This window comes from Pseudopedobacter sp., from assembly GCF_040392825.1.
Lineage (GTDB): Bacteria > Bacteroidota > Bacteroidia > Sphingobacteriales > Sphingobacteriaceae > Pseudopedobacter.
The window spans coordinates 1-10,311 of the sequence record NZ_JBEBVH010000136.1 but is presented as its reverse complement, the minus strand read 5'-3'; the positions used below and the strand labels follow the sequence as shown (position 1 = coordinate 10,311).

Below are 10,311 nucleotides of genomic sequence, written 5' to 3'. Positions count from 1 at the left end.
ATAAGATTGGGGTATAAAGAAAGTAACGGTGACTTTTCAAACTGACTAACACTCTTTCTACAAACCATGAATCACTGATATTAATAGTTCAAGTGCTAAAAGACACAACGTCATCAAATAATAAAAATTATTTGTGCTAAAGTCATTTTATGCCCGTTTTGTTTCTGTTCTTGTTGTTTTGATAATTTTTACTTCTATTTGTTAACGATTTTTTATGTAAACAGATGAATAGTTAAAAAATGTTAAATTGATTTTACGAAAGCAAAACGATAGTATTTTTGACATCATATGAGGGGTATTGTACTAATATTTATCTTGTTCCAAATACTGATTTTTAAATCAGGGAAAGTACATACATATACACACTCAGATACTCTTTTCTCGCAGAAATATAAAGACTCAAAAAAATCATTAAAAACTCATCTGTTTTCTGAAAGGAAGAATATTCCGGTAAAGACTAATCATTCTGTATTTGTTGAAGATATTGAAGATTATTCCAGCACTATCAGAGAATATGCCCTATCATCGGTTGTAATAATAGCAATTGTATTTGCTATTATGTTCTTTAACTTTCGACGGCTGTTTAAAGAGCATTTGCCGTTTTGTAATTACCTTGCTTCCGCTTCGCAGAACAAATATATTCTGCAACGTGTCCTAAGAATTTGATCCTTTTCTATATTCTCTTCAGGTAGCTGTTTTATCGCTGCCAATATTCTCTCATCAGGGGATTCTTTTAGATAGTTGACTGTTTTCGGTTATTCTATCCAAATACGGTAATTAATTTATAATCATTTTGTTTTCAATTAAAAAATGAAAAGAGGCTTAGTGCTTTTAATGTTAGGTAGTACACTGTTTTATACAATAAGCTGTACCGATGATAAGAAAAAAGAAGAAATAGAGGAGGAATATACGGTGACAGAACCTGTACATGTAGACACTTCTTTTAATAAGGAGTATGTATCACAAATTCGCTCATTCCGAAATATAGAAATCAGAGCACAGGAGAAAGGGTATTTGGAAAATATCTATGTTGATGAAGGCCAGCAAGTAAAGACAGGCCAGTTATTATTCCGTATTATGCCAAAGATATATGAAGCGGAATTCCAAAAGGCACAAGCCGAGTCTAAAATGGCTAATATCGAATTCCAAAATGCTAAAAGCCTTGGAGAAAAAAATATTGTTTCTGATAACGAAGTTGCTTTAGCAAAAGCCAAGCTTGATCATGCTAATGCAGAAACAGCTATTGCCAGATTACATCTGTCATTTACCGAAATCCGGGCACCTTTCGATGGGATCATAGACAGAATTCCTCTTAAACTGGGCAGCCTCGTTGACGAAGGCGAATTGTTGACCAGCTTATCAGATAACAGTCAAATGCTGGTTTATTTTAACGTATCAGAACCAGAATATCTGGACTACGAATCGCATGTAAAAGATAGAGGAACAGGTAAAGTTTCATTGATGCTGGCAAATAACCAAATCTTTAAATATGAGGGTAATATAGAGGTCGTCGAAGGTGAGTTTGATAATGAAACAGGAAATATTGCATTTAGAGCGAGATTCCCCAATCAGGAGAGACTGTTAAGAAATGGGCAGACCGGTAAAGTAAGAATGACTGTACCATTAAATAATGCTTTAATTATCCCTCAGAAAGCAACCTACGAACTGCAGGATAGAAAATATGTATTTGTGGTAGGTAAAGATGGAATTGCCAGATCTAAACATATTACCATAAGCGGAGAACTTCCTGATTTATATATTGTTTCCAAAGGTTTATCACAGCATGATAAAATTTTGCTCGAAGGAGTCCAGAAAGTTAAAGATGATGATAAAATTCATTATGAGTTTGTTCCTGCCAAGGAAGTAATGGCTCATTTAAGATTAAAAGCAGAGTAGTAAACGCTAATAAAGCATATCATGTTTAATAAATTTATACATAGACCGGTATTGTCTATTGTGATCTCGTTGATTATTGTTTTTTTGGGTGTTTTGGCTATAGTACAATTGCCCGTTACACAATTTCCGTCTATATCTCCGCCTAAAGTAAATATAACCGCCGAATACCCCGGGGCGAATGGAGAGCTGATGATTAAATCTGTTATTATACCATTGGAAAGGGCATTAAATGGTGTTCCGGGAATGAAATATATGGCTTCGGATGCGGGTAACGATGGAGAAGCAACCATTCAGGTTGTATTTAACCTTGGAACCGACCCCAATCAGGCATCCTTAAATGTTCAAAACAGAGTTGCATCTGTAGTAAATAAACTTCCCCCAATTGTAGTTAGGGAGGGCGTGAAGGTAACACGGGAAGAGTCTAATATGCTGATGTACGTCAATATGTACAGTCAGGATACAAGTTTTAATGGAAACTTCTTGTTCAACTTTGCAGATATCAATGTTTTGCCAGAACTTAAAAGAGTAGATGGAGTTGGTGTAGCAGATATTTTAGGTAATCGGGAATATGCAATGAGAATCTGGTTGAAACCAGACAGAATGTTGGCTTACAAAATATCTGCAGAAGAAGTAATGAAAGCCTTAGAAGAACAAAGTTTAGAGGCGTCACCAGGGAAAACAGGGGAGGCTTCAGGAAAACGATCTCAGAGCTTTGAATACGTCTTAAAATATCCGGGCAGATTTACGACCAAAGAAGGATATGGTAATATTGTACTTCGGGCAAGTGCAAACGGAGAGCTGCTCCGTTTAAAGGATGTTGCAACTATAGAATTTGGCAGTGCCATGTATGATTTATATTCTAATCTGAATAACAGATCGTCTGCTGCTATTGTTCTTAAACAATCTTATGGCAGTAATGCGAGCCAGGTTATTAAAGATGTAAAAGCTTAAATGAAAGAGTTAGAGGCGTCTTTCCCCAAAGGAATTAAATACGAAATCAGCTATGATGTATCTAAGTTTCTGGATGCTTCTATGGAGAAGGTAATGCATACTTTGGTAGAAGCATTTATTCTGGTAGGCATTGTTGTGTTCCTTTTTCTGGGCGATTGGCGATCTACCTTAATACCAACTCTGGCAGTTCCAGTTTCACTAATAGGTACATTCTTTTTTATGCAATTTTTTGGCATTACCATAAATCTTATAACCTTGTTTGCACTGGTGTTGGCCATAGGTATTGTTGTTGATGATGCCATTGTGGTCGTAGAAGCTGTACATGCAAAAATGGAAGCAGAGCATCTTTCTGTACTAAAGGCCACAAAAAAAGCTATGAAAGAGATAAGCGGGGCTATTATCGCTATAACTTTTCTAATGGCTGCAGTTTTTGTTCCGGTAGCTTTTATGTCTGGTCCGGTAGGTATTTTTTACCGACAATTTTCCATTACTATGGCTACTTCTATTATTTTGTCAGGTTTAGTGGCATTAACACTTACTCCGGCATTATGTGCCATTATCTTAAAAAATACACATCATAAAAAAGGGAAGCAAAATCTGTTGGAAAAATTCATAGCTGGGTTTAATTATGGTTTTGATAGGTTGTCGAATAAATACATGTATTTTTTAAGGAAAATAGTAACCAAACGAAGCCTTACCTTTTGCACATTGATTGTGTTTTGTGTTGGTGTCTATTTCCTGAATAACAGTGTGCCAACAGGATTTATACCTAACGAAGACCAGGGGATGGTTTATGCCATTATCCAGACACCTCCCGGATCGTCTCTGGAAAGAACAAATAAAGTAGCAGAAACCCTGCAGAGAAAAGCTGAAGAGATAGAAGGCATACAATCCGTTTCTGCTTTGGCAGGTTATGAAATACTTACAGAAGGTACGTCTGCGAATGCAGGGACTTGTCTGATCAATTTAAAAGATTGGTCAGAACGTAAAGAATCTGCTCAGGAAATTATTGAAGAACTGGAAGAGACAGCTAAAGACATACCGGGCGCAACTATAGAATTTTTTCAACCTCCGGCTGTTCCGGGATATGGTGCTGCGGGTGGTTTCGAGCTGCGACTACTGGATAAAGAAGGTAAGAATGATTACCAGCAAATGGAAAAAGTAAGCAAGGACTTTGTACGGGAGTTGAATAAACGGCCCGAACTGTCTTCTGTATTTACTTTTTACAGTGCAAGTTTCCCTCAATATATGTTGGATATAGACAATGATATTGCACAGCAAAAGGGTGTAACTATAGAAAAGGCAATGAATACCTTATCTACTCTGGTTGGAAGTAATTATGAAACCAATTTTATCAAGTTCGGCCGCCAGTATAAAGTAATGGTGCAGGCATTGCCAGAATATAGGGCCTTGCCGGAAGATGTGCTGAGGTTATATGTTAAAAATGATAAAGACCAAATGGTGCCTTTCTCTTCTTTTATGAAAATGAGAAAAGTATATGGATTATCGGAAATTACCAGACATAATATGTACAACGCATCAGAGATTAGTGGTTCTGCTGCACCAGGTTACAGTAGTGGCGAAGCTATTAAAGTAATTAATGAAGTAGCACAAAAAGCGTTACCTCGCGGATACGGTATAGATTGGGCCGGTATATCAAAAGATGAAGTATCCCGGGGGAATCAGGCGGTTTACATTTTCCTGATTTGTTTGGGGTTTGTTTATCTTATTCTTGCAGCTCAATATGAAAGCTTTTTACTGCCGTTAGCAGTTATTTGTTCATTACCCGTAGGACTTTTTGGTGCATTTCTGTTGTTAAAACTCTTTGGTTTGGAAAATAATATTTATGCGCAGGTCGCATTGGTGATGCTGATTGGTTTATTAGGAAAAAATGCTGTTTTAATTGTAGAGTTCGCAGTTCAAAGGCATAAATCCGGATACTCTGTGTTAACATCTGCAATAGAAGGAGCTAAGATGCGCTTCAGACCGATATTAATGACGTCGTTTGCATTTATAGCAGGCCTTATTCCTCTTGTATTTGCAACCGGTCCCGGAGCATTAGGTAACAGAACTATTGGTACTGCGGCAGCGGGCGGAATGTTTTTCGGAACCATTTTCGGTGTCCTGATTATACCTGGGTTATATTACATCTTTGGTAAAATTGCCGAAAGACATCATTTAATTAAGCAGGAGGAAGAGAATCCATTAACAGAAGAATTATACGAGCATGTTTAAAAATAAGATTTTTTATTGGCTGACCATAATAAGCTTAAGCCTATGTTATGTTAGTTGTAAAGTGCCGGGTGTTATTGAGCCTAAACATCATGTTGTATTACCTGCTGCGTATAATAATTCGGAAGATACAGCTAATATAGCCCGCTTAAAGTGGAGGCAATTTTTTACCGATCCATATTTGATTGCGCTGATAGATACGGCATTGCATAACAATCAGGAGCTGAAAATTACATTGCAAGAGTTGGAAATAGCAAAGAATGAAGCAAGAATCAAGAAGAGCTATTTGTACCCGAAAGTAGAGGCCCAAATAGGAGGAGGAATCGAAAAAGTTGGACGTTATACCAACCAGGGAGCCGGAGATGCTTCCACAGAAATTGTCGAAGGTAAAGAAATGCCGGATCCATTAGGAGATGTCATTGTTGCAGCGACAGCAAATTGGGAGGTAGACATTTGGAAGAAAATACGAAATGAAAAGAAGGCAGCAATTAACAGGTATTTGGCCACCGTGGAAGGGAAAAACTTTGTATTGAGCAGTTTAATTGCAGAAGTGGCAAATAATTATTACGAACTTTTAGCTTTAGATAATCAGTTAGATATCATCAGGCAAAATATAGAAATTCAAAACAACGCATTTAATATAGTAAAAGCTCAAAAGGCTGCCGGAAAAACTACTGAGTTAGCTGTACAGAAATTTAATGCCGAAGTGTTAAATACGAAAGGTTTAGAGTTTAATGTGCAGCAACAAATTGTAGAAACCGAAAATAGAATTAATCTGCTGTTGGGGAGGTATGTGCAACATATTCCAAGAGTTAAAGATAGGTTCGTGACAGAAGTATTTGATATTGCGAGTAATGGCGTACCGGCACAACTTTTAGCTAACAGGCCAGATATTCTTCAGGCTGAGAAAGAGTTAGAAGCAGCCAGGTTGGATGTGAAAGCAGCTAGAGCAGAATTTTATCCTTCTTTGGGGATTTCTGCAGGAATAGGATTGCAGGCTTTTAAGCCATCTTATCTTTTTAAAGTGCCGGAGTCTGTTTTGTATTCGATAGCAGGAGATTTGGCCGGCCCTTTAATCAATAGAGCAGCTATAAAAGCTGAGTTTGCTAATGCTAATGCAAAACAGGTTCAATCGTTATATAACTATGAGCGTGTAATTTTGAATGCGTTTGTAGAAGTAAGTAATCGATTATCGGCAATGTCTAATTTAGAAAAATCTTATGCTTTAAAAACGGAGCAGGTAGATGTATTAACAAAATCTATTGCCATATCTAATGAACTGTTTAAATCTGCAAGAGCAGATTATTTTGAAGTGTTAATGACACAAAGGGATGCTCTTGAAGCCAAATTAGAGCTAATAGAAACCAGAAAAAAACAGCTAAGTATGTTTGTTAATGTCTACGAAGCTTTGGGTGGAGGGTGGAAATAGGAGTTTTTTAATTGTTTTTTGTTTTTAGTTGATTTGAGAAGGTGTAAAACCGAGAGATTTCTCGGTTTTAACTTCTCATATTAATAAATTGCAAAGGTTGGCCAAAGTTCTCTGTTCTGCACAGCTGTATTACAGATTGTAAATCATCTATCTTTTTGCTCTGTACACGAACCTGATCCTCCATAATAGAAGCCTGCACCTTTAAACCTGAATCTTTTATTTTCTTTACTATTTTTTTTGCTGTTTCCTTGTCTATACCTTCTTTAACAGCAATATCTTTTCTAATCATATTTCCGGATATGCTGTAAAAAGGTTTTTCCAGATCCAAAGAATTTGGATCTAAATTTTGCTTCATCATTCTGGAAATAATAGAATCAATTATTGCCTTTAAGCGCATATCGTTTTCTGTGATTATTGTTAGAACGTTCGATTTTTTCTCTAGTTCAATACTGCTTTTAGAATCATGGAAATCGTACCTGTTTAAGATTTCCTTTTTTGCATTGTTTATAGAATTATCCAATGTCTGTCCGTCTATTTTACTTACTATATCAAAGGATGGCATGATTTTAAATTTGATAATTTAACTTTTTAAATATAGCTTTAAATAACTAATATAGAAAACACTATGAAAACTAAAAAAGACAAAAAAAAAGTGAAATCTAAAGGCAAATTAGAAAAAAGTCTAAGGTCTAAGATGTCAGATTTTATTAAAAGTTTAGGTCATGATGTCAAAGATATAGCTTCTGATTTAAAAGGAGTTAGTAAACTTTTAGCTGATAAATTGACTGCAGGTGTGAAAGGAAAGAAAAAATCTAAAAAGGATAAGAAAGAAGGTAAGTCTAAAAAAGAAAACGATAAAAAAATAGAATCTGCAACCCCAATAAAAGTTATAGAGAGTGTCGATAGTAAACATATAAAGCCAATTCAGGGTGAAGAGAATACAAAACAGGTTGCGCCCAATAAAACACAGAATGCTTCTGCCACATCGAAGATAACCCCCATCAAAAAAAAACCTAAACAGGCAGAAAGTGCAATTACTTCTGTTCCCTCTGTTAATCAGACTGTAAAAGCCGACGTATCCAAAGAGCCAGTTCAGCCAGCAGCAAAAAAAACGACAACCGCAAAGCCAACAGGAAATTCTGTAAAAACAACCAGGCCAACGCCTGCTAAATCAACATCGGGAACAACAAGTACGCCTGCTTCAAAAGCATCCACTGCTGACAACAAAAGTTTAGAAAAAAAGCCGGCTCCTGTAAGGAAAAAAACAGTTGCTGCGGCCGGTTCGGTTAAAACTACTGTTAAAAAAACAGAAGAAGATAAAACTAAAACTGTCACAGCACCAGAAAAGAAAAGCGATTCTAATACCGAAACAAAAGGCATTTAACGTAAAGTACACATTGGTTTTCCTTATTTGCCTTCGTTAATTTAATGATAAATGAGCGACAATAAAGCGCCTTTACTAAATAGGGAAATTAGTTGGTTATATTTTAATAGCAGAGTATTGCAAGAGGCGGCAGATAGAACTGTGCCCCTAATAGAAAGGATTAGATTCCTCGCTATATTCTCTTCTAATCTGGACGAATTTTATAGAGTGCGTGTTGCAACCTTAAATCGTTTGGCAGATATTAGCAGTAAGACAAAAGAGGAATTGGGTTACAATCCAAAAAAAATACTCAAAGAAATAAAAAGGATTGTTGTACGACACGAACAGAAATTTAATGCCCTATATTCCGAGATTATCGATGAATTGGCAAGAAATAAGATTTTCATTTTAAATGAGAAGCAGTTAAACGTAAACCGAGGAATCTTTGTGAGAGAATTTTTTAGAGAAAGGATTCTATCAGCAATTGTTCCATTAATTTTAACGGATAAACGCCCGTTTCCCGAACTGAAAGATCAATCTCTTTATTTTTTTATAAAGCTTAGCAAAGAGGGAATAAAATCAAAATTTGCTTTAATAGAAGTTCCGAGATCTTTAAATCGATTTTTGGTTTTGCCTGAAACCAATAATTTGAAATTTATTATCCTTCTGGACGATGTGATCAGGTATAATCTGGAAGATATATTTTTCTCTTTTGAATATGATGAGATTCAATGTTACGGCATTCAGGTCACAAGAGATGCCGAGTTTGAATTGGATAATGATGTTAGTGAAAAATTCATTGAAGCGCTGACCAAAAGCCTCCAAAAACGGAAAAAAGGCAAACCAATGCGTTTGTTGTACGATGTGGACATGCCACAAGATATGCTGGCAATAATTACCAAACAGCTAAATCTTAAAACAGAAAGTCTGATTCCTGGAAACAGATACCAGAATTTTAAAGACTTTATTAAATTTCCCAATGTTGGCCGACCCGATTTGGAATATAACGATATAACAGCTTTACCAGTTTCTGGCTTAAGCTATAATAGTGGTATCATAGAACTGATCAAACAAAAGGATTTTTTGGTAAATCTTCCTTATCAGTCCTTCAATTACATTATTCATTTTCTTAGAGAGGCAGCTATAGATCCGAAAGTGAGTGAAATTCAAATTACTTTATATCGTTTGGCCGAGAATTCTAAAATTATTAATGCACTTATTAATGCTTCCAGAAATGGGAAGAGGGTTTATTGTCTGGTTGAACTGAAAGCTCGTTTTGATGAAGAAGCTAATATTTTTTGGGCAAAAAGATTGGAAGAAGAAGGGGTAACGGTAAGTTATGGCATCCCGGATTATAAAGTACATAGTAAAATATGCATGATTACCCGTCTTGAAAAAGGAGAAAAAGTTTACTATGCTAATCTTTCTACCGGTAATTTTAATGAATCTTCGGCCAGAATATATGGCGACCACAGTTTATTTACGGCTAATAAAAAGATTACGCTAGAGCTTAATCGATTATTTAAATCGATAGAAGCTAATAAACTTTCTTCAGGATACCATCATCTCATTGTTTCCCCGTTTGAGACAAGAGATAAATTATTAAGGTTTATAGAGATCGAAATACATAATGCTAAAAGAGGTAAAATAGCCTATATCATTCTTAAAATGAATTCTCTGAATGATGAAAAAACTATATTAAAGTTATATGAAGCAAGTAATGCAGGAGTAAAAATTAAACTAATTATAAGGGGAATGTGCAGCCTAATCCCCAAAATGAAGGGATTTAGTGAGAATATAGAAGTGATTTCGATTTTAGACAGGTTTCTGGAACATGCAAGAATATGGATTTTCGGGAATCAGGGGAAAGAGAAAATATACTTACTTTCTGCAGATTTGATGACCAGAAACTTAGATCATCGCGTAGAAGTTGGTTTTCCTTTATATGAAGAAGATATTCGGGAAGAAATAAGAGATATTATAGATATTCAATTAAGTGATAATACAAAAGCGAGAGAAATCAATGTTCTGAATAACAATAGATATAAAAGAACAAAATCGAAAACAGAAGTTCGTTCTCAGCTTGATACTTATAAATATTTAAAAGCAAAACATAGTCATTGAAATACGCAGCAATAGATATTGGCTCCAATGCGATTAGACTGCTAATTGCAGAAGTAAAAAAGACAGGGAGCCTTAAACAATATAAAAAGGTTTCCTTAATCAGAGTTCCGGTTCGTTTAGGCGACGACTCATTTATAAATAAAAAAATATCCAAATCAAAGACAGAGGATTTTTATAAGACCATGCTGGCTTTTAAAAGTCTGATGGAGGTGCATAAAGTAGAAAAATATATGGCTTGTGCAACATCAGCTATGCGGGAAGCAAAGAACGGACAGGATATTATTGACAAAGTAAATGAAAAGCTTAATCTAAAAAT

General features: G+C 35.6%; 6 protein-coding genes and 1 pseudogene. 6 read left to right on the top strand and 1 reads right to left on the bottom strand.

What is annotated here, in order from left to right:
- Nucleotides 1-810 precede the first annotated feature (810 nt).
- From ABWO41_RS10810 to ABWO41_RS10800, 3 genes and pseudogenes are all read left to right on the top strand, one after another.
- Nucleotides 811-1,896 (top strand): efflux RND transporter periplasmic adaptor subunit, encoded by a 1,086-nt coding sequence (locus tag ABWO41_RS10810; RefSeq protein ID WP_353137566.1) that lies wholly within the window; start codon nt 811-813, stop codon nt 1,894-1,896.
- Nucleotides 1,897-1,917: 21 nt separating this feature from the next.
- Nucleotides 1,918-5,082 (top strand): annotated as a pseudogene (locus tag ABWO41_RS10805) (efflux RND transporter permease subunit).
- Nucleotides 5,075-6,508: a TolC family protein gene (locus ABWO41_RS10800; RefSeq protein WP_353137564.1), complete on the top strand. Its 1,434-nt coding sequence runs from the start codon at nt 5,075-5,077 to the stop codon at nt 6,506-6,508. Before ABWO41_RS10805 ends, ABWO41_RS10800 begins: the two are co-directional and overlap by 8 nt.
- A gap of 67 nt (nt 6,509-6,575) precedes the next feature.
- Here the strand turns inward: ABWO41_RS10800 and ABWO41_RS10795 are convergent, their stop codons facing one another.
- The gene (locus tag ABWO41_RS10795; RefSeq protein ID WP_353137562.1) at nt 6,576-7,070 is read right to left on the bottom strand and encodes a YajQ family cyclic di-GMP-binding protein; all 495 of its coding nucleotides are present in this window, start codon (nt 7,068-7,070) and stop codon (nt 6,576-6,578) included.
- A gap of 63 nt (nt 7,071-7,133) precedes the next feature.
- Between ABWO41_RS10795 and ABWO41_RS10790 the strand changes: the two genes are divergently transcribed.
- The 3 genes from ABWO41_RS10790 to ABWO41_RS10780 all read left to right on the top strand — a co-directional run.
- Entirely contained in the window at nt 7,134-7,892 is a 759-nt protein-coding gene (locus tag ABWO41_RS10790) for a hypothetical protein (RefSeq protein ID WP_353137560.1), read from the top strand.
- A gap of 51 nt (nt 7,893-7,943) precedes the next feature.
- Nucleotides 7,944-9,995 (top strand): polyphosphate kinase 1, encoded by a 2,052-nt coding sequence (gene ppk1, locus ABWO41_RS10785; protein ID WP_353137558.1) that lies wholly within the window; start codon nt 7,944-7,946, stop codon nt 9,993-9,995.
- The coding region (locus ABWO41_RS10780; RefSeq protein WP_502945647.1) for a Ppx/GppA phosphatase family protein at nt 9,992-10,311 on the top strand (320 nt) is incomplete at its 3' end. The genes ppk1 and ABWO41_RS10780, both read left to right, overlap by 4 nt.

Coding starts and splice junctions, on each gene's coding strand:
- ABWO41_RS10790 (WP_353137560.1), top strand. CDS start 7,134: ATGAAAACTAAAAAAGACAAAAAAAAAGTGAAATCTAAAGGCAAATTA.
- ABWO41_RS10795 (WP_353137562.1), bottom strand. CDS start 7,070: ATGCCATCCTTTGATATAGTAAGTAAAATAGACGGACAGACATTGGAT.
- ABWO41_RS10800 (WP_353137564.1), top strand. CDS start 5,075: ATGTTTAAAAATAAGATTTTTTATTGGCTGACCATAATAAGCTTAAGC.
- ABWO41_RS10810 (WP_353137566.1), top strand. CDS start 811: ATGAAAAGAGGCTTAGTGCTTTTAATGTTAGGTAGTACACTGTTTTAT.
- ppk1 (WP_353137558.1), top strand. CDS start 7,944: ATGAGCGACAATAAAGCGCCTTTACTAAATAGGGAAATTAGTTGGTTA.